Genomic DNA, 21,384 nt, shown 5'->3' with positions numbered 1-21,384 from the left:
CGAAACCCCCGGCTCGCCCCCTCCGCCGGGGCCGCGCCGACGCCGCCGGAGCCCGAGCCAGTGACCGCCGCAAGCCCTCTTCGACTGGTCGTCTTCGACATGGACGGCACCCTGATCGACAGCCAGGCGCAGATCCTCGCCGCGATGGACCGCGCTTTCGCGGCCGAGCATCGCGCGCCGCCTCCCCCCTCCGACACGCTCGCGATCATCGGACTGTCGCTGCCCGAGGCGTTCCGCCGGCTCGCGCCGTCCGAGGACGCCGCGACGATCGACCGGCTCTGCGACGCCTATCGCGGGGCGTTCATGGCGATGCGGGCGGAGACGGGGGGGGAGGCGGCCTCGCCCCTGTATCCCGGCGCGCGCGACGCGGTGACCCGGCTCGGCGCGCGGGCGGATACGCTGCTGGGGGTCGCCACCGGCAAGGCGCGGCGCGGGCTGAACCATGCGCTCGCCGCCCATGATCTGGGCGGGTTCTTCCAGACCCTGCAGACCGCGGACGACCACCCCTCCAAGCCCCATCCGTCGATGCTGCTGCGCGCGCTGGACGAGACCGGGGCGGAGGCGGCGCATGCGGTGATGATCGGCGACACCGAATACGACATGGAAATGGCACGCAACGCCGGTTTCGCGGCGCTGGCCGTCGCCTGGGGCTATCATGACGAGGCGCGGCTGCGCGCCGCCGGGGCCCATGCGGTGATCCATGGCTTCGAGGATCTCGACGCGGCGCTGACCGCGCTGGAAGGAAGGGGCTGACCATGGCCGCCAGCGGACCCGCGCCCAAGCGCTTCTGGACCCAAGCCGTCGCCGAGCCCGCCGCGGACGGCGCCGGCTACGCCATCCGGCTCGATTCGAAACCCCTGCGCACGCCGGGGGGCGCGCCGCTGCTCGCCCCCACCCGCGCGCTGGGCGAGGCGACGGCGGCGGAGTGGAACGCGCAAGGCGACCGGCTTGATCCCGCGACCCTGCCGCTGACCCGCACGCTCAACACCGTCATCGACCGGCTCGGCGTCTACAAGGCCGAGGTGGTGGCGATGATCGCGGAATACGGCGGCTCCGACCTTCTGTGCTACCGCGCCCCGCATCCCCGCCCGCTGGCCGAGCGGCAGGCGGCGCAATGGGATCCGTGGCTCGACTGGGCCGAGACCCGCCACGGCGCCCGCCTGACCCGCGCCGAAGGCGTGATGCATGTGGCGCAACCTCCCGAAGCGCTCGCCGCGCTGACCGCGGCGGTGGAGGCGCATGACGCCTACCGGCTGGCGGCCCTGCATGACCTGGTGACGCTCTCGGGCTCGCTGGTGCTGGGGCTCGCGGTCTCGGACGATGCGCTGGACGCGGAGACGGGCTGGCGGCTGTCGCGGCTCGACGAGGACTTCCAGGCCGAGCATTGGGGCGAGGATGAGGAGGCCGCGGAAGTGGCCGCGCTGAAACGCGCCGATTTCCTGCAGGCCCGACGGCTGCTCGACCTGCTGTCCTGACCCGGACCCCGACCCGTCCAGCCGCGAGGACCCGAGATGACCGACCCCCGCCCCGCCCCGTTCTGGCCCCGAAGCATCGCGGACATGCCCACGCCCGCCCAGATGGCGGCGCTGACCGGGCGTGAAATGCTTGAAAAGGTCCGCGACGGCCTGTTCCCCGCCGCCCCCATCGCCCGCCTGCTGAACTTCCGGCTGACCGAGGTGGGCGAGGGCGAGGTGACCTTCGAGGGCGACACCTCCTTCGACCTCTACAATCCCATCGGCTCGGTGCATGGCGGCTGGTATGGCGTGCTGCTCGACAGCGCCATGGGCTGCGCGATTCATACGCGGCTGCCCAGGGGCAAGGGCTACCTGACGCTCGAATACAAGGTGAACATCCTGCGCGGCGCGCGGGAGGACAGCGGAACCTTGCGCGCGCTGGGCGTCGCCCGTCATGTGGGACGCCAGACCGCGACCGCGGACGGCACGCTGGTCGACGCGGCGGGCAAGGTCTACGCCTCAGCCACCACCACCTGTCTGGTGTTCGATATCGGCTGATCCGGGGCCGGGAAGGCGTCGGGGAGCGACAAGAGGGAGATCGCGATGAAGCTGCTGCGCTGGGGCCCGAAGGGCCATGAGAAGCCGGGGATGCTCGACGCCGAGGGCGGGGTCAGGGACCTGAGCGCCAGGCTCGCCGACCTGTCGGGAGAGGCGCTGACCCCCGGCGCGCTCGACACGCTGCGCGCGCTCGACCCCGAGAGCCTGCCCGCGGTCGCCCCGGACCGGATCGGCGCCTGCCTCGGCCGGGTCCCGACCTTCCACGCCATCGGGCTGAATTACGGCCTGCACGCCGACGAAAGCGGGATGCCTCATCCCAAGGAGCCGATCGTCTTCACCAAGGCCGCGTCCTGCCTCGCCGGGCCGAACGACGTGCTGGTGATCCCCAAGGACAGCGTGAAGACCGACTGGGAATGCGAGCTCGGCGTGGTGATCGGTCAGGAGACCGAGCATGTATCGGAGGCCGATGCGCTCTCCCGCGTCGCCGGCTATTGCGTGGTCAACGACGTGTCGGAGCGCGAGTGGCAGCAGGAGCGCGGCGGCCAGTGGGTCAAGGGCAAGTCCGCCCCCGGCTTCGGCCCGACCGGCCCGTGGATGGTGACCGCGGACGAGGTCCCCGACCCGCAGGCGCTGCGCCTGTGGCTGACGCTCAACGGCGCGCCCGCCCAGGATTCCAACACCGCCGACATGATCTTCTCGGTGGCCGAGATCGTCTCCTACATGAGCCGCTTCATGCGGCTGATGCCGGGCGACCTGATCTGCACCGGCACCCCGTCCGGCGTCGGCATGGGGATGAAGCCGCAGCGCTTCCTGCGCCCCGGCGACGTGCTGGAGCTGGGGGTCGAAGGGCTGGGACAGCAGCGGCAGGAAGCCGTGGCCTATCCGGGCTGAGGCCCGAGCGGAGGGGGGAGCCATGACCGGCATCGAGGGTTTCGCGCGCTACGCGATCTACTACGCGCCGGAGGCGGGCTCCCCCCTCTGGCGCTTCGGCTCGGCCTGGCTCGGCTGGGACGCGGAGACGGGAGAGATCCCGCCCCGCCCCGATGTCGCGGGCCTGCCGGGGGACGCGCTCGACCTCACCACCTCGCCCCGCCGCTACGGTTTTCACGGCACCCTGAAGCCGCCTTTCGCGCTGGCGGACGGCACGGACGCCGCCGGCCTGCTTGCGGCGGCGCAGGACATGGCGGCGAGGATCGCGCCGTTCGAAGCGCCGCCGCTGGGCCTGCATGCCTCGGGCCGGTTCGCGTCGTTGCGCCTCTCCGCGCCCTCCCCCGACATGGCGGCGCTGGCGATGACCTGCGTCGAGGCGCTGGACGCCTTCCGCGCGCCGCCGTCGGAGGCGGAGCTGGCGCGGCGCCGACTGAACCCGCTGTCGCCGGAGCATGAGGCGATGCTGGCCCGCTGGGGCTATCCCTATGTGGGCGAGGGGTTCCGCTTTCACCTGACGCTGTCTTCGGCGCTGGCGCCCGAGGACCTCGCCGCCACCGCCGCGGCGCTCGCCCCCCATGTGGCGCCGTTCTGCGCGGCCCCCCTGCCGGTGCGCGAGGTCGCGCTTTTCGGCGACCCCGGCGACGGCGCGCCGTTCCGGCTGCTGCGCCGCCTTCCCTTCGGCGCCTGATCGCCCTCCCCGGGCCATGAACCAAGGCGACATGCGTCGCGCGCGCTCGGGACTGTATCGCGGCGCGCGCCTGCGCTACCATTTCGCAAACGCCGCGACGCCTATTCCGGGGACTGCGCCATGAACCACATCGCCGTGCGGGCCATCATCCGTGGCAAGGTCCAGCGCGTGGGATATCGGGACTGGGCCTGCTCGACGGCGTGGTCGCTCGGTCTCTGGGGCTATGTGCGCAATCTCTCCGACGGGTCGGTGGAACTGATGGCGGTCGGCCCCGAAACCGCGGTGTTCGAGATGCTGGACGCCTGCCGCGAAGGCCCCCCGCTCGCCGAAGTGTCCGAGATGCTGCGAGAGCCATGGCTGATCGAGGCGCGGATGCCGGATGGGGCGCCGCTCTCCGGCTTTCTGCGCGTCGCCTGACTCGCCCCAGGGGAGAGCCCCTGGCGGCGGAACCGCATCTGTCCAGGTGCCCAAACGGTAAAGTTTTCGCAACTTATCGCGACGCTGCGTCAATATATTCGCCGAATCAGCGAACGGAATCAATACGCCGCGCGGCGCGATTCCGGACTCGCCCTGCGCCGTTTTCCAAGGCGCCGAGCGCGTAAGGCGCCTCGACAACAGGCTTTCATCATCTCGCCGCTTTGAGGCGTGACGGAGGCGTGGGCAGGGCTTGACCTTCTGTGAAGGCAGCGTTCATTGTTCGTGATGGGCGGAGAGACCGCTGCCGCTCAGGCGGAACACGCGCATACGTCCGGGGCTTGGGCCGACGGACGAGAAACAAACGGGACGCCAGGTTCCGGATCCCCACAGGAAGAGGTATATTCACCTATGAAACTCAACCACCTGATCGGCGCCGCCGCCGCCGCCGTGGCGCTGTCTGCGGGCGCCTCGTCGGCCGCGACGCTTGACGACGTGAAGGCCAAGGGCTTCCTCACCTGCGGCGTCGCCACCGGCGTCGCCGGCTTCGAGTTCACCGATGCGAACGGCGAATGGGCCGGCTTCGACGTCGCCGTCTGCCGCGCCGTCGCCGCCGCCGTCTTCGGCGATCCGAAGGCGGTGAAGTTCACGCCCACCACCGCCAAGACCCGCTTCACCGCGCTCGCCTCCGGCGAGATCGACATGCTGTCGCGCGTCACCACCTGGACCTTCTCCCGCGACGTCGACCTGAAGTTCGATTTCGCCGGCGTGAACTACTACGACGGCCAGGGCTTTCTCGTGCCCAAGGCGCTCGGCGTGACCTCCGCCAAGGAGCTCGACGGCGCCACGGTCTGCATCCAGACCGGCACCACCACCGAGCTCAATCTGGCGGACTACTTCCGCGTGAACGGCATGAGCTACGAGCCGGTGCCGATCGAGACCAACGCCGAGGCCCAGCAGAAGTATCTCGCCGGCGCCTGCGACGTGTACACCACCGACAGCTCGGCGCTCGCCGCCTCGCGTTCGACCTTCGAAGCGCCGAAGGACCACATCATCCTGCCCGAGATCATCTCCAAGGAGCCGCTCGGCCCGGTCGTGCGCCATGGCGACAATGAGTGGGGCGACGTGGTGCGCTGGTCCTACAACGTCCTGCTGATCGCCGAAGAACTGGGCGTGACCAAGGACAACGTCGAAGAGATGGCCAAGGGCACCGAGAACCCCGAGATCAACCGGATGCTCGGCACCGAGGGCGAGTACGGCGCGATGCTGGGCCTGCCCAAGGACTTCGCCGTCCACGTGATCAAGGCCGAGGGCAACTACGGCGAGATCTTCGCCAAGTATCTCGGCGCCGACACCGAGGTGGGGCTCGAGCGCGGCCTGAACGCGCTCTGGACCCAGGGCGGTCTGCAGTACTCCCCGCCGTTCCGTTGAACGCCGGCTGAGAAAACGGGGCGCGCCGGAAACGGCGCGCCCCTCTCGCTTAATCGGACGCCCGCCGCGGCACGACCGGATCAACCGGCGGCCTGGGGAGGTCGGGCGCGCAACAGGTGAAGGAGCTGGCCATGGCGGCCATGACGGACGCGCCCCGCGTGGATTTCCGGCTGGGGATGCTCTGGACGGATACGCGGTACCGGTCGGTGACCATTCAGATCATCGCGCTGGTGCTGGTGATCCTCGGGGTGAGCTACCTCGTGTCCAACGTGATCGCGAACCTCGCGGCGCTGGGCAAGACCTTCGATTTCGGGTTCCTGTCGGAGCCGGCGTCCTATGACATCAATCAGCGGCTGATCGACTACACGTCGAGGTCGTCGCACGCCACCGCGGCGGTGGTGGGCATCCTGAACACGCTGCTGATCGCCGTGCTGGGCTGCATCACCGCCACCATCCTCGGCGTGGTCGCGGGCGTGCTGCGCCTGTCGAACAACTGGCTGATCTCCAAGGTGATGACGGTCTACATCGAGGGCGTGCGCAACGTCCCGGTGCTGATCCAGATCCTGCTGCTGTCGGCGGTGTTCGACGAATACCTGCCCTCGCCCCGCCAGGCGCAGCCCTTCGACTTCTTCGGCCTGATGGACAGCGGCGTGGTCGCGACCAATCGCGGCTTCTACGTCCCCGGCCTGATCTTCGGCACGGGCTCGTCCCTGGTGATCCTGGCGCTGGTCGCCGGCATCGTCGGCTCGATCTGGTACGGCCGCCGCGCCAAGGCGATCCAGCAGGACACCGGGCGCATCCTGCCGGTCGGCCGCGTGCGGCTCGCCCTGTGGGTCCTGCCGCCGCTGGCGGCGTTCCTGCTGATCTCGCTGTTCTCCGGCGCGCCGATGGTGGTGGAGGAGCCGACGCTGCAGGGCTTCAACTTCCAGGGCGGCATCTACATGCGCAACAGCCTGGTCGCGTTGTGGCTGGCGCTGTCGATCTACACCGGCGCCTTCATCGCCGAGAACGTCCGCGCCGGCATCCAGTCGGTCAGCGGGGGGCAGTCCGAGGCCGCCTTCGCGCTCGGCCTGCGCGCCAACCGCACCATGCGGCTGGTGATCCTGCCGCAGGCGCTGCGGGTGATCATTCCGCCGCTGATCTCGCAGTATCTGAACCTCACCAAGAACTCGTCGCTGGCCATCGCGGTCGGCTACATGGACGCCACCGGCACGCTGGGGGGCATCACGCTCAACCAGACCGGGCGCGAGTTCGAGACGCTGCTGCTGCTGATGGCGTTCTACCTGTGCATCTCGCTCACCATCTCGATGGTGATGAACCTCTACAACGAGCAGGTGAAGCTGGTGGAGCGGACGTCCGCCGCGGGCACCACCTTCACCCTGACCAAGCTGTTCGACAAGATGACCGGCCCCTGGGACAACCTCAAGAAGGGCGACGCCGCGCACAAGACTAACTACGGGGTGGCGGGGTTCCTCAACCTGGTGGTGCTGCTCTACGCGGCGATTCTGGTGGGTCTGCTCGACTGGCTGTTCCTCGCCCATGTGCCGGAGGTGCGCGAGACCTATGTGGACTGGTCGATGATCGAGCAGATCAGCTACCTCGCCCTGACCGCATCCTGCATGGCGACGCTGCTGACCGGGCTGTTCAAGCATTTCCGGGTGGCGGACTTCGCGGCGCTGACCGCGGTGCTTTGGGTGGTCGCGGCGCTGAGCGGCGCGGATATCGGCGGCCTGCTGCCGATGCTGCCGCATGTGGTCGTGGTCGTCGGCGGGCTGGCGTTGCAGCTCGCCGCCATCGGCTATCTGGTGCTCGGCGATCGGCCGAACGTCACCTACCTGACCCGCGTCAAGAGGGACATGTGATGTCGGACACCCACGCCAACACCGTCGCCTTCGTCGCGCGCAGCCAGATCCCCGCGAGCCCGCCCCCCGCGCGGGAGCGGGGGGCGGTGAAATGGATACGGGCGAACATGTTCTCGTCCCTGTTCAACGGGTTCCTGACCCTGGTGGCGGCCATCATCATCATCATGACGGTCCCCGCCGTGCTGCAATGGGCCTTCATCGATGCGGTCTGGTCCGCCGGCTCGCGGACCGAGTGCCGCGAGATCGCCGCCGCCCGCGGCGTTGAGGGGGCTTTCGCCTGCTGGGCGGTGATCAACGAGCGCTTCAACCAGTTCCTGTTCGGCTTCTACCCCGACGAGCTGATCTGGCGCCCGACGCTGGCCTTCCTGCTGATGTTCGTCGCCATCGCGCCGGTGCTGTTCAAGCAGCTGCCCCGCAAGATGCTGTGGTTCTCGCTCGCCTATCCCTTCGTCGCCTATTTCCTGATCTGGGGCGGGCTGGGGCTGGAATCGGTCGAAAGCTCCAAGATCGGCGGCTTCCTGCTGGCGCTGGTCATCGGGGTCACCGGCATCGTCGCCTCGCTGCCGTTCGGGATCCTGCTGGCGCTGGGGCGCAAGTCGGACCTGTTCTTCATCAAGACCGTCTGCGTGGTGTTCATCGAGTTCATCCGGGGGGTGCCGCTGATCACCCTGCTGTTCGTGGCCTCGTCGCTGCTGAACTACTTCTTCCCGCCGGGCACCGCGCTCGATCTGATCCTGCGCGTCGTCATCATGGCCACGCTGTTCTCGTCGGCCTACATGGCCGAGGTGATCCGCGGCGGCCTCGCCGCCCTGCCGTCGGGCCAGTACGAGGCGGCCGACAGCCTCGGGCTCGACTACTGGAAGTCGATGCGCCTGATCATCCTGCCGCAGGCGCTGAAGATCTCGATCCCGGGCATCGTCAACACCTTCATCGGCCTGTTCAAGGACACGACGCTGGTGTCGGTGATCGGGCTTCTGGACCCCGTGGGCATGATCACCCCGATCCGGGCCGACTCGAACTGGAACGGTCTGGTCTGGGAGTTCTACGTCTTCGTCGCCCTTTTCTTCTTCGTGTTCTGCTTCGGAATGTCCCGGTACTCGATGTACCTGGAGAAGAAGCTGAAGACCGACCATCACTGAGCCGGGACCAGGAGAGACATCATGACCGACGCATCCGTCGCGGCCCCCGAGTCCGCCGAATCCGCCCGCCTTGCGATGAATGTCAGCGACGAAGTCGCGATCCAGATCAGCAAGATGAACAAGTGGTACGGCGAGTTCCACGTGCTTCGCGACATCAACCTCACCGTCAACCGCGGCGAGCGCATCGTGATCTGCGGGCCTTCGGGGTCCGGCAAGTCGACCCTGATCCGCTGCATCAACCGGCTGGAGGAGCATCAGCAGGGCCGCATTGTGGTGGACGGGACCGAGCTGACCTCGGATCTCAAGAACATCGACACGATCCGCAAGGAAGTCGGGATGTGCTTCCAGCACTTCAATCTCTTCCCGCACCTGACCATCCTCGAGAACTGCACGCTGGCCCCGATCTGGGTGCGCAAGACTCCCCGCCGCGAGGCGGAGGAGACGGCGATGCATTTCCTCGAGAAGGTGAAGATCCCCGACCAGGCCCACAAATATCCGGGCCAGCTCTCGGGCGGTCAGCAGCAGCGCGTGGCGATCGCGCGGTCGCTCTGCATGAAGCCCAGGATCATGCTCTTCGACGAGCCGACCTCGGCGCTTGACCCCGAGATGATCAAGGAGGTGCTCGACACCATGATCAGCCTCGCGGAGGAGGGGATGACCATGCTCTGCGTGACCCATGAGATGGGCTTCGCGCGGCAGGTGGCCAACCGGGTGATCTTCATGGATCAGGGTCAGATCGTGGAGCAGAACGAGCCGGAGGAATTCTTCCTCAACCCCCGCTCCGACCGCACCCGCCTGTTCCTGAGCCAGATCCTCGGCCACTGAGGCCGGGGCGACGCGACCGCGAGGGGGCTCCGGCGACCAGGCCGGGGCCCCTTTTCCGTTCAGGGCGCGGGCAGGGCGGCACGACGCTCCGGCGCCCCCTCCGCGGCCGGCGCGAGGCGGACCATGCGGATCGCGCCCTCGGGTCGACCGCCATGGCGCGGACGCCGGGCGGCATCGCGCCCAGCCGGCCGCTGTCGACGGGGCGATCGCGCCGCCCGCGATGTCGGGGCCGAAGCGCCAGGCCGACCGGGCTTCGGGATGCGAGGTTCGGCGGACATGGCCGGCGACGCCGTGACCGTCGCCCCGACCCCGCCCCGGGTCCGCCCGGGTCGGCCCCCCGCGGCGCGCCTTGCGCGCGCCGCGGCTAACCCGTAAGACGCGCCCGACATTCGCAAGACCGGAGCGTCTCGGAAGGCGGTCGCCATGCCCATACTCGTGATGAAATTCGGCGGCACGTCCGTCGCCGACCTGGACCGCATCCGCAACGCCGCCCGCAAGGTCAAGCGCGAGGTCGACGCCGGCTATGACGTGGCCGTCGTCGTCTCCGCCATGTCCGGCAAGACCAACGAACTGGTCGGCTGGGTGCGCGAGGCGTCCACACCCCCCGGCGGCGCCGCGACCGGTTTCTACGACGCCCGCGAATACGACGCGGTGGTGGCGTCGGGCGAGCAGGTGACCTCCGGCCTCATGGCCCTTGCGCTGCAGGAGATGGGCGTGCCCGCCCGGTCCTGGCAGGGCTGGCAGATCCCGCTGCGCACCAACGACGCCCATGGCGCCGCGCGCATCGAATCCATCGGCACCGAAGCGCTGATGCAGAAATTCTCCGAAGGCCTGCATGCGGTCATCGCCGGTTTCCAGGGCATCGGCCCCGACGGGCGCATCGCCACGCTGGGCCGCGGCGGGTCCGACACCACCGCCGTGGCGCTCGCCGCCGCGCTGGGGGCGGAGCGTTGCGACATCTACACCGACGTCGACGGGGTCTACACCACCGACCCCCGCATCGAGAAACGCGCCCGCAAGCTCGACCGCATCGCCTATGAGGAGATGCTGGAATTGGCCTCGCAGGGCGCGAAAGTGCTGATGACCCGTTCGGTCGAGCTCGCTTTGCGCTACAAGACAAGGCTCATGGTGCGGTCGTCCTTCTCCGACGACGAGGGCACGCTGGTCTGCGACGAGGATGAAATCATGGAATCGAGGATCGTCTCGGGCGTCGCCTTCTCGCGCGACGAAGCCAAGATCACCGTGCTGGGGGTCGAGGACCGGCCCGGCGTCGCCGCCGCCATCTTCGGCCCGCTGGCCGATGCCGGCGTGATCGTCGACATGATCGTGCAGAACATCTCCGCCGACGGGCGCACCGACATGACCTTCTCGCTGCCCGTCGACGACGTGGCCAAGGCCCGCAAGGCGCTGGAAGGGGCCGCGGCCGCCGGCGACGTGGCCTGGCGAGAGATGGTGGTGGACGACGCGGTCGCCAAGATCTCGGTGGTGGGCATCGGCATGCGGTCCCATGCCGGCGTCGCCCAGCGGATGTTCCGGGCGCTGGCCTCCGAGGGGGTGAACATCAAGGTGATCACCACGTCCGAGATCAAGGTCTCGGTGCTGGTCGACCGCAAGTACATGGAGCTTGCGGTGCAGGCCCTGCACGCGGCCTTCGAACTCCACGCGGCCTGACCGGCGTCGTGATGACGGAGCCCACCTCATGACCGCGCCGGAAGGCGCCGGCGCTCCGGCCTCCCGGGCGCAGGACGCGCCCGGCGGCGGCGCGGGCGGCGGCTCGCGCCTGCTGCTCAAGCGCCTGTCCGGCGTCATGGCCGAGGCCGGCGACGGCCAGCAGCGGCTCGACTCCATCGTGACGCTGATCGCGTCGTCGATGTCGACCGAGGTGTGCTCGATCTACCTGCGCCGCGGCGACCGCAAGCTGGAACTCTGCGCGACCGAGGGGCTCAACCGCGACTCGGTGCACCGGGCCTTCCTGCTGGTCGGCCAGGGCCTCGTCGGCCAGATCGCCAGCCGGTCCGAGCCGATCAAGACCGCCGACGCCCAGAACACCCGTGGCTTCCAGTATATTCCGGGCACGGGGGAGGAGGTCTATCTCTCCTTCCTCGGCGTGCCGATCCAGCGCCTGGGCGAAGTGATGGGCGTGCTCGTGGTGCAGAACCGCGAAGCGCGCCATTACACCGAGGACGACGTGCACGGGCTCGAAGTGGTTGCGATGCTGCTGGCCGAGATGACCGAGCTCGGCGCCTTCCTGGGCGAGGGCGACGCGGAGCTCGCGGGCTCCCATGTGCGGCCGTTCTACACCCGCGGCGTCTCCGCCCAGGAAGGCGCCTGCGAGGGCGTGGTGCATCTGCACGAGCCCCGGGTGATGCTGGCGAACCCCGTGGCCGAGGACGTGGAGGAGGAGCGCCGCCGCCTGACCGAAGCGGTGGAGGCGCTGCGCGGGGAGGTCGACGACCTGCTGGCCGGCGACCTGCTGGGGGCGGCCGGCGAACATCGCGACGTGCTCGAAGCCTACCGGATGTTCGCCCATGACAAGGGGTGGCTCCGGCGGATGCTGGCTTCCGTCGATTCGGGGCTCGCGGCGGAGGTCGCGGTGGAACGCGAGCAGACCGCGGTGCGCGCCCGCCTGTCGCGGATCGCCGATCCCTATCTGCGCGAACGGGCGCACGATCTCGACGACCTCGCCAACAAGCTGATGCGTCATCTGGCCGGCGAGCGCGGCCAGCGCGACGTGCCGCCGGGCGCGGTGCTGGTCGCGCGCAACATCGGACCCGGCGAGCTGCTGGACTACGGCAACAGCCTCGCCGGCGTGGTGCTGGAGGAAGGAGCCATCGGCTCCCATGCCGCCATCGTCGCCCGGGCGCTGGCGATTCCGCTGGTGATCCAGTCCGAGCGGATCACGCTCGAGGCGCGCAACGGCGACCGCATTCTGGTCGACGGCGATGTCGGCGCGGTGCATCTGCGCCCCGACGAGACCGTGCTGGGCGCCTTTCGCGAAAAGCTCGACATGCGCGCCCAGGCGATGGAGGCCTGGCAGGCGCTGCGCGACGAACCCGCCCTGACGCTCGACGGGGTCCGGGTGGCGCTGCACATGAACGCCGGGCTTCTGACCGACCTGCCCTCGCTGGCGGGGTCGGGGGCGGAGGGCGTGGGGCTCTACCGGACCGAGCTTCAGTTCCTGATCCGCTCCCGCGTGCCGATGCGCGGCGAGCAGGCGGCGCTTTACGACCGGGTGCTGTCCAATGCGCAGGGCAAGCGCGTGGTGTTCCGCACGCTCGACATCGGGTCGGACAAGGTCCTGCCCTACATGAAGCGGCTGGAGGAGCCGAACCCGGCGCTGGGCTGGCGGGCGATCCGGATCTCCCTCGACCGGCCCAACATACTGAAGATGCAGCTGCAGTCCCTGCTGCGCGGGGCGGCGGGGCGGTCCTTCGCCATCATGTTCCCGATGGTCGCCCAGGCCTCCGAATTCTCCCAGGCCCGCGCCATGACGCTGGAGCAGCTGGAGCGGCATATCCGCAACGGCCGCCCCGCGCCGCAGCGGCTGGAAATCGGGGCGATGCTGGAGACGCCCAGCCTCGCCTTCGCGCCGGACCACTTCTTCCGCGAAGCCGATTTCATCTCGATCGGCGGCAACGACCTCAAGCAGTTCTTCTTCGCCGCGGACCGGGAGAACGAGCGGGTGCGGCGGCGCTACGACGCCTTCAACGCCTCCTATCTCAGCTTCATCCGCATGATCGTGGACCGCTGCGACGAGCATGGCACCGCGCTCAGCTATTGCGGGGAGGATGCGGGCCGTCCGCTGGAGGCGCTGGCGCTGTCGGCCGTGGGGCTGCGCACGCTGTCGATGCGCCCGGCCTCCATCGGCCCCGTCAAGCGGCTGCTGCGCTCGGTCGACCTGCGCGAGGCGCGCGGCGTGATCGAGGCCGGCATCAAGCGCGGCGACGTCAATCTGCGCGGCTCGCTCGCCGGCTGGGCGCGCGACGCGGGCGTCGGCGACCTGCTGTGAGCCGGGCGGGGGCGGGGCCGGAGGCGGCCGCGTGACCCCGGGCGAGGCGCTGGATTTCGCGTCGGTCTTCGTGTTCGCGCTGTCGGGCGGGCTGGCGGCGAGCCGGGCGCAGCTCGATCCCGTGGGGTTTCTTTTCATCGCCACGCTGACCGCGGTCGGCGGCGGCACCTTGCGCGACGTGATCCTGGATCGCAGCCCGGTGTTCTGGGTGGCCGATCCTGCGAACCTCGCGGTCGCCGCCGCCGGCGGGACCATCATGTTCCTATGGGCCCCATGGATCGCGTCGCGCCGGCGGGCGCTCGACTGGCTCGACGCGGCGGCGCTTCCCGTCGCGGTGACGGCGGGCGTGTCGGCGGCCACGGCCTCGGGCGCGGGGCCGACGGCGACGGTGGTGATGGGGGTGATGACCGGCTGCTTCGGCGGGCTGATGCGCGACGTGGTCTGCAACGAGGTGCCGCTGGTGCTGCGGCAGGGCGAGCTCTACGTCACCGCGGCCCTGGTCGGCGCGGCGGCCGGGGTGGCGGCGCTGGGGCTCGGCGCGGCGATGGTCGAGGCGCTGGCGATCTGCGGCGTGGTCACGCTGGCGCTGAGGGCGGGGAGCCTGCTGTTCGGCTGGCGCCTGCCCACCTATCGCAGCCGCCCGCCGCGCAACTAGGCGAGCGCTCGGGGCGGATCAGCGGCCGACGCGCTCGGGGTGATCGGGGTCGGGCAGGGGCGGCAGGGCGGGATGCGCCTCCCCCTCCGCCAGCAGCGCATCGCGCGAGGCGGAGCGGAATTCGCGTCGGTAGAGCGTGGCGAGCGTCGCCAGCGTCGCCAGCGCGAAGGGCGCCGCCCCCAGCAGCCAGGTCAGCATGGCGATGGCGAAATAGACGGTGCGGATGCCGCGGTTGAAGTTCTTCGCCGCGGTGATGTTGATCGCCGCGGCCTTGCGCGCCAGCATCCGGTTCTGCGCCTCGCCCGAGCCGCCGGGCCCCACCGCCCCCATCAGCACCGCGCAATAGCCGAAGAGCCGATGCGCCCAGACGAACTTGGCGAAGGCGGAGGACAGCACCAGCGCCAGCACCAGGAGCTTCGCCTCCCACCCCGCCTGGGTCATCGCCATGTCGAGGCGCAGGTCATGGGCGACGGAGAGCAGGCGCTCGGACTGACCCATCATCGCCACCACGCCGCCGATGGCGATCATCGCGCCCGAGGCGAAGAACGAGGCGCCGGCGCGCAGCGCGGTGAGCAGGGCCGCGTCCATGATCCGCGTCTCCCGCTCCAGCATCACCAGCATCCAGCGGGTGCGATGCGCGGCCATGATCCGCTGGACGGAGGGCGCGCCGCCGTCGCGCTCGATCAGCCAGGTCATGCCGTTCCAGGTCAGCAGGAACATCGCCAGCGCCGCGATGTCGGCCCAGGAGAAGAAACGGGGCAGGAGCTCGGCCGTGTTTTCCATGCGGGCGTCTTCCTTGTCGCAGGGCGCGCCGCCACGGTCGGGGGGCGGAGCGATGCTAGCCCGGAAGGCCGCCTCTGCCCAGTCGTGGCGATGGGCGGGCGCCATCCTGCGGAATACCGCTCCGCCCCGCGCAGGGCGCGGGTTGGCAAAGCGGGGAAGCGGACGCATGCTCGCCCTCCTCCGGATCCGCCACGGGAGGCGACCCATATGGACATGCCCGCAGCCAACCCCGACATCCTCGCCCGCCGCGACGCCATCGTCGCCCGGCTGGCCGAGGCGCTGCCCGAGGACGGCCTGATCTCCGACCCGCGCCAGACGCGGGCCTACGACTGCGACGCGCTCTCGATCTATTCCTGTCCGCCGCTGGCGGTGACCCTGCCGCGGACCACCGAGGAGGTCGCCGCGATCCTGCGCATCTGCTCGGCCGAGGGAGTCCCCGTGATCCCCCGGGGCTCGGGCACCGGGCTGACCGGCGGGGCGCTGCCGACCGCCGACGCGGTGGTGCTGGGCGTCGCCCGCATGAACGCGGTGCTGGAGACGGATTACGCCAACCGCCTGATCCGGGTGCAGACCGGGCGAACCAACCTGTCGGTGACGGGCGCGGTGGAGGCGGACGGTTGGTTCTACGCGCCCGACCCGTCCAGCCAGCTCGCCTGCGCCATCGCGGGCAACATCGCGATGAATTCCGGCGGAGCGCATTGCCTGAAATACGGGGTGACGACGAACAACCTGCTGGGCGTGACCATGGTGACCATGGCCGGCGAGGTGATCGAGATCGGCGGCCCGGCGATGGACGCCGCCGGCTACGATCTGCTCGGCCTGATCTGCGGGTCCGAAGGGCAGCTCGGCGTGGTGACGGAGGCGACGCTCCGCATCCTGCCGAAACCCGAGGGCGCGCGGCCGATCCTGATCGCCTTCGACTCGGCGGTGACCGCGGGCCGGTGCGTGTCCGACATCATCCGCGCCGGCGTGCTGCCGGTGGCGATCGAGTTCATGGACAAGCCGATCATCCACCTGACCGAGGCGTTCTGCGGCGCCGGCTACCCTATGGATGCCGAGGCCCTTCTGATCGTGGAGGTCGAGGGCTCGAAGACCGAGATCGACGACCAGCTCTCGCGGATCAAGGCGATCGCGGAGCGCCACAACCCGACCACCCTGCGCGAAAGCGCGTCGGAGGCGCAGTCGAAGGCGATCTGGGCCGGGCGCAAGGCGGCCTTCGGCGCCACGGGGCAGGTGGCGGATTATCTCTGCATGGACGGGACCATCCCGACCTCGGCCCTGCCGCAGACCCTGAAGCGGATGGAGGAGCTGGCGGCGGATTACGGGCTGAAGGTGGCCAACGTGTTCCACGCGGGCGACGGCAACCTGCACCCGCTGATCATGTTCGATGCGAACAACCCCGAGGAGCTGCGCAAGGCCGAGGCGCTGGGCGCGGAGATCCTGATCCTGTGCGTCGAGCAGGGCGGCTGCCTGACCGGCGAGCATGGGGTGGGGGTGGAGAAGCGCGACCTGATGGGCAAGCAGTACGGGCAGGCCGATCTCGAGGCGCAGATGGCGATGAAGGACGTGTTCGACCCGGCCTGGCTGCTGAACCCGGCCAAGGTGTTCCCGCTCGACATGCGGAACGGGCGCGCGGTCTGAACCGGAACCGAGGGGGGGGGCGCCTGCGGGGCCCGTCTCCTCCTGAAGGCAGGAGGAGCCCCGCAGGCGCGCCGGCGTGACCGCCGGCGGGCGCGGGTTGCGAGGTCGGGTCCCGTGAGGCCCGGCGAAGGAGAGAGAATGCTGGAACCGCAGAGCGAGGCCGAACTGGCCGAGGCCGTCGCCGGCCTGACCGCCCCGGTGGAGATCCGGGGGGGCGGCTCGCGGCTGGCGCTGGGCCGGCCGGTGCAGGCGGGGGCGACGCTGTCGACCGCCGGCCTCTCGGGCGTGACGCTCTACGAGCCGGGGGCGCTGACGCTGGTGGCCGGCGCCGGCACGCCGCTGGCGGAGATCGAGGCGCTGCTCGCCGCCGAAAGGCAGCGGCTGGCCTTCGAGCCGATGGACCATCGCCCGCTGCTCGGCGGCGGCGGCGAGCCGACCATCGGGGGGGTGACGGCCTGCAACGTCTCGGGGCCCCGCCGGGTGCAGTCGGGGGCGTGCCGGGACGCGCTGCTGGGCGTGCGCTTCGTCGACGGGACCGGCCAGGTTCTTCGGAACGGCGGGCGGGTGATGAAGAACGTCACCGGCTACGACCTGGTGAAGCTGCTGGCCGGATCCTGGGGGACGCTGGGCGTGCTGACCGAGCTCGCCTTCAAGCTGGCGCCGGCGCCCGAGGCCGCGGCCACCCTCACCCTGCGCGGGCTGACCGACGCCGAGGCGCTGGGCGCGATGACCGCGGCGCTGGGTTCTCCCTACGACGTCTCCGGCGCGGCGCATCTGCCGGCCACGATCATGGGCGGCGATCCGCGCACGCTGATCCGGGTGGAGGGCCTGGGCCCCTCCGTCGCCTACCGCACCGGGCGTCTCGCCCGCCTGCTGGGAAGGTTCGGGACGGCGGAGACCGACGACGACCCGGTCTCGACCGCCGCCACCTGGCGCGCGGTGCGCGACGTGACCGCCTTCGCCAACCGGCCGGGCGCGGTGTGGAGGGTCTCGCTCCGCCCCTCCGACGCGCCGGGCTTCGTGGCGGAGGTCGCGCCCGACGCCGCGCTCTACGACTGGGGCGGGGGTCTGGTGTGGCTGCTCGCGCCCGAGACCGACGCGGCCGCCGCCGCCATCCGCGCCGCCGCGGCCCGGCTGAAGGGCCACGCCTCGCTGATCCGCGCCGCCGCGCCTTACCGCGCCGCGACCGGCGCGTTCCAGCCCGAGACCCCGGCGCTCGCCCTGCTCTCCGAAGGGCTGCGGGCCAGGTTCGACCCCAGACGCGTGCTCAACCCCGGAAGGATGCGAGGCTGAGATGCAGACGCTCTTCACCCCCGACCAGCTGCGCGATCCGGCCATCGCGCATTCCAACAAGATCCTGCGGGCCTGCGTGCATTGCGGGTTCTGCACGGCCACCTGCCCCACCTATCAGGTGCTGGGCGACGAACTGGATTCCCCGCGCGGGCGCATCTACCTGATCAAGGAGATGCTGGAATCCGGTCGCCCGGCCGACGAAAAAGTGGTCCGCCATGTCGACCGTTGCCTGTCGTGTCTCGCCTGCATGACCACGTGCCCGTCGGGCGTGAACTACATGCACCTGGTCGACCATGCCCGCGAACATATCGAAAAGACCTATCGCCGCCCGTTAGCCGACCGGGTTCTGCGCGCGGCGCTGGCGCGGATCCTGCCCTATCCGGGGCGGTTCCGGCTGGCGATGAGGGGGGCGCGGCTGGCGAAGCCGCTGGCGGCCCTGATGCCGGCGCGGCTGCGGGCGATGCTCGCCATCGCGCCCGCCCGGGTCGCGGGGCCGTCGGCGGCGGACCAGCCGGGCGTCATCCCCTCCGCCGGGCCGCGCCGGCGCCGCGTCGCCCTGCTGACCGGCTGCGCCCAGCGCGCGCTCGACCCCGAGATCAACGCGGCCACCATCCGCCTGATGACCCGCCATGGCTGCGAGGTGGTGGTGGCCAAGGGCATGGGCTGCTGCGGGGCGCTCACCCATCACATGGGCAAGACCGCGCTGTCGCATGGCTCCGCCGCCGCCAATATCGCGGCGTGGACGCGGGAGATCGAGGGCGACGGGCTCGACGCCATCGTGATCAACACCTCGGGCTGCGGGACCACGGTGAAGGACTACGGCCACATGTTCGAGGGCGATCCGATGCACGCCGATGCGATGCGGGTCGCCGGCCTCGCCCGCGACATTTCGGAGCTGATGGAGGAGATCGGGCTGGAATTGCCCGAGGGCGGACCCGCCGCGCCGCCGCTGAAAGTCGCCTATCATTCCGCCTGCTCGCTCCAGCACGGACAGCAGGTGAAGGAGGCCCCCAAGTCCCTGCTGCGCGAGGCGGGGTTCGAAGTGCGCGAGCCGCGCGACCCGCATCTCTGCTGCGGATCCGCCGGGACCTACAACCTGATGCAGCCCGCCATCGCGGGCGAGCTGAAGGCGCGCAAGGTGGCGACGCTGGCCGCCCTCGCCCCCGACGTGATCGCGGCGGGGAACATCGGCTGCATGATGCAGATCGGCGAGGCGGCCGGGGCGCCGGTGGTGCACACCGCGCAGCTGCTCGACTGGGCGACCGGCGGGCCGGTGCCGCCGACGCTCGCCGGGCGGTTCGGGGCGGACGGGCGGCCACGTGAGGTCGCGCCCGCCTGAGCGCGCGGGACGTTCGCCCGAGCGCGCCTGTCGCGCCGCTTCCCCTGGGGCAGATGCGCCACTTTGGGACGAATGAGTCGGGCGCAGGGTTGCCCGACTCGGCAAATTCATTCATGCAGCAGTCATGTGTATCGCGTTCCGTGTTCTGGCCTTGTGCATGGCCCTGGTGTTCGTCCTGCCCTCGCGGGCGGGGACCGAGGCGCGGACTCTGCTGCCTGAGGCGTCGCAGGCGGCCTGGGGCGCGGTGGGGCGGCTGAACATCGGCGGATCCGGGCGTTGCACCGCGACGCTGATCGCCCCCGACCTGGCGCTGACCGCGGCGCATTGCCTGGTCAACCGGCGCACCGGCGCGGTGTGGCGGGCTTCGCAGCTGACCTTCCTGCCGGGCTATCGGCTCGGCCAGTATCTCGCCGCGATGCGGGGCGCGGCCCTGGCGCTCGCGCCCGGCTATCTCGACGCGCCGGGACCGGCCAATGACATGGCGCTGATCCGGCTGGAGATGCTGGAGCTTTCGCCGACGACGCCCGGCCCGGCGCCGACCCCGATGCGGGTGGCGCGCCTGGACGACGGCATCGGGCTGACCGTGATCTCCTACGGCCAGGACCGGCCCGAGGCGATGTCGATCGAGACCGGCTGCCAGGTGCTCGACCGCAGCCGGCGCATGATTCGCACCGATTGCGAGGCGACGCCCGGCGTCTCCGGCGCGCCGCTGCTGCGCCAGGGGCCCGACGGGCCGGAGCTTGTCGCGGTGATCGTCGCGGCGCTGGACGCCGCGCCCCCGGCCCGGCGCGGGTCAGCGCTGGCGGTGGAGGCCGCGCCGCTGCTGCCGCTGCTGCGGGTCGAACTCGGCAAGGCCGAAGCGGAGGTCGGGCGATGAGCGCGCGCCGCCTCTTCCTCGCCGTTCTCGCCTGCGCTTGCGCCTGGGGCTTCGCGCCCGCCGTGGCCCAGCAGGCGGGGCAGGGGACGGACCTGTCGGCCTCGCGCCGGCTGCTCAGCGCGCATGAGCAGATGGAATATCGCGGCGTCGGGCGGCTCGACTTCGGGTCGGGCTATTGCACGGCCACGCTCTTCGACGACCGCCATGCGCTGACCGCCGCCCATTGCCTCTATGACGAGACCGGCCGCCGCCGCCCCAGCGCCGCGATGTGGTTCCGCGCCGGGATGCGCGACGACGGCCAGCAGGCGGTCCGCCAGGTGCGCCGCGCCGTGGCGCATCCGGGCTATCGCTGGACCGGGTCCGAGGCGACCGTCGCCGACATCGCCGCCGATGTGGCGATGCTCGAACTCGACCAGCCGCTGCTCGTCTCCGATTTCCCCAATTACCTGCCCGACGACGCGCCCTCGCCCGGCGACGCGGTGGCGCTGCTGAGCTACGGCCAGGGCCGCGACCGCGCGCTGTCGCTGCAGGAGCCATGCCGTGTGCTGAAGCGGCATGGCCCCGTGGTGCAGCTCGACTGCGAGGCGGATCCGGGGTCGTCGGGCTCGCCGGTGCTGACCCGCGGCCCGGACGGGGCGCTGCGGCTGGTCGGGGTGATTTCGGCCAAGGGGCGGCGTCTGAGCTACGCCTCCGCGGTGTCCGACACGCTGCCCGGTCTGCGGCGCGCAATGGCCGAGATCGCGCCGCGCCGCGCCGCCGCCCCCGGCTTCGGCGACGCGCCGGTGGAGATCCTTCGGACCCGTGGCGTCGAAACCCCGCGGCCGGAGGCCCAGGCCCCCGGCCTGCTGCCCACGCGGCCGGGAAGCTGGAAGAGCGTCCGGCCCCCCGGCGAATGACCCGTCCGGCGGCCCGCCCGCCGGATGCCCGCGCGTCCCGCGTGAGTTGAAGACCAGGAGTAGCGCCATGCTTATCAAGATCCTCGGCCGATACGTGCTGATGCCCGGCGCGGGCATCGCCCTGCTGGCGTCGTTCGGAATGTTCGACCTCGGCAAGGACGGCGGCGGTCCGCTGAACGTCGACGCCTCGAGCCCCGGCGCGGTCGGCGCCACCATGCTCTCCGCGCTCGAAGGGCCGCTGGCGGTGGCGCGCAAGATCGCGGCGGCGGGCTCCTCGATCATCGGCGGCGACGGCGGGATGCCCGATTTCCTGTCCGGCCCGGGCTCGGTCGGCGAGATGATGCCCGGCGGCGCGTCGGCGGACGCGGGCGGCCCGGCGGCGGCGCGAAAGACCGTGTCGGCCCCGCAGGTGCAGGGCATGACCGCGGGCGTCGGAAAATCCTCGCGCCCGCCGGAAGTCGCGGCCGACTGATCCGGCGACGAGACCGGCCGGCGCCCCCTTGAACCGGGGACGCCGGGCGCCCAGATCTCTGCCGTGGCCGCCGAATGTCGGGGCCGCGAACCCGCCGCCGGGCCTGTCCAGATGGAAG

The 21,384-nt window shown here is 70.8% G+C and carries 19 protein-coding genes and 1 pseudogene; 19 read left to right on the top strand and 1 reads right to left on the bottom strand.

Going from position 1 to position 21,384, the window contains the following annotated elements:
- Positions 1-60: 60 nt before the first annotated feature.
- The 13 genes and pseudogenes from ACTB72_RS02885 to ACTB72_RS02825 all read left to right on the top strand — a co-directional run bounded on the left by ACTB72_RS02885 (position 61) and on the right by ACTB72_RS02825 (position 13,965).
- Positions 61-753 (top strand): HAD-IA family hydrolase, encoded by a 693-nt coding sequence (locus ACTB72_RS02885; protein ID WP_463035476.1) that lies wholly within the window; start codon positions 61-63, stop codon positions 751-753.
- Positions 754-755: 2 nt separating this feature from the next.
- A complete protein-coding gene (locus ACTB72_RS02880; RefSeq protein ID WP_463035475.1) occupies positions 756-1,475 on the top strand; it encodes an ATP12 family chaperone protein in 720 nt (239 codons plus the stop codon).
- Between the two features lie 36 nt (positions 1,476-1,511).
- The gene (locus ACTB72_RS02875) at positions 1,512-2,012 is read left to right on the top strand and encodes a PaaI family thioesterase (RefSeq protein WP_463035474.1); all 501 of its coding nucleotides are present in this window, start codon (positions 1,512-1,514) and stop codon (positions 2,010-2,012) included.
- 45 nt (positions 2,013-2,057) lie between these two features.
- The gene (locus ACTB72_RS02870) at positions 2,058-2,903 is read left to right on the top strand and encodes a fumarylacetoacetate hydrolase family protein (RefSeq protein ID WP_463035473.1); all 846 of its coding nucleotides are present in this window, start codon (positions 2,058-2,060) and stop codon (positions 2,901-2,903) included.
- A gap of 22 nt (positions 2,904-2,925) precedes the next feature.
- Positions 2,926-3,630 (top strand): DUF1045 domain-containing protein, encoded by a 705-nt coding sequence (locus ACTB72_RS02865; protein WP_463035472.1) that lies wholly within the window; start codon positions 2,926-2,928, stop codon positions 3,628-3,630.
- 120 nt (positions 3,631-3,750) lie between these two features.
- A complete protein-coding gene (locus ACTB72_RS02860; protein WP_463035471.1) occupies positions 3,751-4,047 on the top strand; it encodes an acylphosphatase in 297 nt (98 codons plus the stop codon).
- Between the two features lie 408 nt (positions 4,048-4,455).
- Positions 4,456-5,475: an amino acid ABC transporter substrate-binding protein gene (locus tag ACTB72_RS02855; RefSeq protein WP_463035470.1), complete on the top strand. Its 1,020-nt coding sequence runs from the start codon at positions 4,456-4,458 to the stop codon at positions 5,473-5,475.
- Positions 5,476-5,606: 131 nt separating this feature from the next.
- A pseudogene (locus ACTB72_RS02850) lies at positions 5,607-6,827 on the top strand (amino acid ABC transporter permease); the annotation flags it as partial.
- Positions 6,828-7,336: 509 nt separating this feature from the next.
- Positions 7,337-8,476 carry an amino acid ABC transporter permease gene (locus ACTB72_RS02845; protein WP_463035469.1) on the top strand — a complete coding sequence of 380 codons (1,140 nt, stop codon included), beginning with the start codon at positions 7,337-7,339 and terminating at the stop codon, positions 8,474-8,476.
- 21 nt (positions 8,477-8,497) lie between these two features.
- Complete coding sequence (locus ACTB72_RS02840; RefSeq protein ID WP_463035468.1) at positions 8,498-9,301, top strand: amino acid ABC transporter ATP-binding protein; 804 nt, start codon at positions 8,498-8,500, stop codon at positions 9,299-9,301.
- 423 nt (positions 9,302-9,724) lie between these two features.
- A complete protein-coding gene (locus ACTB72_RS02835) occupies positions 9,725-10,972 on the top strand; it encodes an aspartate kinase (RefSeq protein WP_463035467.1) in 1,248 nt (415 codons plus the stop codon).
- A 136-nt stretch (positions 10,973-11,108) separates the two neighbouring features.
- Positions 11,109-13,310 (top strand): phosphoenolpyruvate--protein phosphotransferase, encoded by a 2,202-nt coding sequence (gene ptsP / locus ACTB72_RS02830; RefSeq protein ID WP_463035538.1) that lies wholly within the window; start codon positions 11,109-11,111, stop codon positions 13,308-13,310.
- A 31-nt stretch (positions 13,311-13,341) separates the two neighbouring features.
- Positions 13,342-13,965 (top strand): trimeric intracellular cation channel family protein, encoded by a 624-nt coding sequence (locus ACTB72_RS02825; RefSeq protein ID WP_463035466.1) that lies wholly within the window; start codon positions 13,342-13,344, stop codon positions 13,963-13,965.
- A gap of 18 nt (positions 13,966-13,983) precedes the next feature.
- Here ACTB72_RS02825 and ACTB72_RS02820 read toward each other — a convergent pair whose 3' ends face one another.
- A complete protein-coding gene (locus ACTB72_RS02820; RefSeq protein WP_463035465.1) occupies positions 13,984-14,748 on the bottom strand; it encodes a DUF599 domain-containing protein in 765 nt (254 codons plus the stop codon).
- A gap of 207 nt (positions 14,749-14,955) precedes the next feature.
- On the opposite strand from ACTB72_RS02820, the gene ACTB72_RS02815 reads away from it, so the two are divergent.
- From ACTB72_RS02815 to ACTB72_RS02790, 6 genes are all read left to right on the top strand, one after another.
- On the top strand, positions 14,956-16,389 hold the full coding sequence (locus ACTB72_RS02815; RefSeq protein WP_463035464.1) for an FAD-linked oxidase C-terminal domain-containing protein: 1,434 nt from the start codon (positions 14,956-14,958) through the stop codon (positions 16,387-16,389).
- A gap of 141 nt (positions 16,390-16,530) precedes the next feature.
- Positions 16,531-17,682: an FAD-binding protein gene (locus tag ACTB72_RS02810; protein WP_463035537.1), complete on the top strand. Its 1,152-nt coding sequence runs from the start codon at positions 16,531-16,533 to the stop codon at positions 17,680-17,682.
- Position 17,683: 1 nt separating this feature from the next.
- Positions 17,684-19,021 carry a glycolate oxidase subunit GlcF gene (gene glcF, locus ACTB72_RS02805; protein WP_463035463.1) on the top strand — a complete coding sequence of 446 codons (1,338 nt, stop codon included), beginning with the start codon at positions 17,684-17,686 and terminating at the stop codon, positions 19,019-19,021.
- Between the two features lie 124 nt (positions 19,022-19,145).
- Entirely contained in the window at positions 19,146-19,898 is a 753-nt protein-coding gene (locus ACTB72_RS02800; protein ID WP_463035462.1) for a trypsin-like serine peptidase, read from the top strand.
- Complete coding sequence (locus ACTB72_RS02795; RefSeq protein WP_463035461.1) at positions 19,895-20,794, top strand: trypsin-like serine peptidase; 900 nt, start codon at positions 19,895-19,897, stop codon at positions 20,792-20,794. The genes ACTB72_RS02800 and ACTB72_RS02795 overlap by 4 nt, the downstream gene beginning before the upstream one ends.
- Positions 20,795-20,861: 67 nt before the next feature.
- Positions 20,862-21,266, top strand: a complete 405-nt coding sequence (locus ACTB72_RS02790) for a hypothetical protein (protein WP_463035460.1) — start codon at positions 20,862-20,864, stop codon at positions 21,264-21,266.
- Positions 21,267-21,384 lie beyond the last annotated feature (118 nt).

The organism is Albimonas sp. (genome assembly GCF_055129145.1).
Note: the sequence above shows the minus strand (reverse complement) of the source record. Positions and strands in the feature narration are given on the sequence as shown.